This window comes from Streptomyces sp. bgisy159, assembly GCF_965341775.1.
Lineage (GTDB): Bacteria > Actinomycetota > Actinomycetes > Streptomycetales > Streptomycetaceae > Streptomyces.
Genome location: NZ_CBDQZH010000128.1, coordinates 1 through 818, shown reverse-complemented (window position 1 = coordinate 818; position 818 = coordinate 1). Strand labels below are relative to the sequence as shown.

1 protein-coding gene is annotated in these 818 nt (G+C 71.5%); it reads right to left on the bottom strand.

The features are described 5' to 3' along the window. On the bottom strand, positions 1–818 hold an 818-nt coding region (locus ACSLTV_RS36120), incomplete at both ends, for a TIGR03560 family F420-dependent LLM class oxidoreductase (protein WP_435613735.1).

Sequence of the window (818 nt, the reverse complement as noted above, 5' to 3'; positions counted from 1 at the left end):
GACAACTGCGCCTGCACCTGGGACGCGATGAGCTCCAGGTGGTCCAGGTCGGAGAGGTCGAGGAGCTGGAGGTAGATGCGGCGCGAGCCGGTCGCGGCATAGCGGCCGATCTTGTCGACGACCTCGGCCGGTGTGCCGGCCAGGCCGTTGGCCTTCAGCTCGTCGGCCTCGCGGCCGATGGCGGCGGCGCGGCGGGCCACCTCCCGGTCGTCCTTGCCGACGCAGACCACGAGGGCGTTGGAGCAGATCAGGTCGTCGCCCCGGCGGCCGGCCTCCTCGGCGGCGGCCCGGACCCGGGCGAACATCCGCTCGCTGTCCTCGACGGAGGCGAACGGCACGTTGAACTCGTCGGCGTACCGTCCGGCGAGCCGCGGGGTGCGCCGGGCACCGAGGCCGCCGATCAGCACCGGGATCTTCGCCTGGGCGGGCTTGGGCAGCGCGGGCGAGTCGGTGAGGTCGTAGTAGGTGCCGTGGAAGTCGTAGGTCTCGCCGGCGGGAGTGCCCCACAGTCCGGTGACGATCTCCAGCTGCTCCTCCAGCCGGCCGAACTTCTCCTTCGGGAACGGGATTCCGTACGCGGTGTGTTCCTCCTCGAACCAGCCTGCGCCCAGGCCGAGTTCGACCCGGCCGCCGGACATCTGGTCGACCTGGGCGACCTGGACGGCGAGTACACCAGGGAGCCGGAACGTGGCCGCCGTCATCAGGGTGCCGAGGCGGATGCGCTTGGTCTCGCGGGCGAGGCCGGCGAGGGTGATCCAGGCGTCGGTGGGGCCGGGAAGGCCGTCCACGTCGCCCATCTTCAGGTAATGATCGGAGCG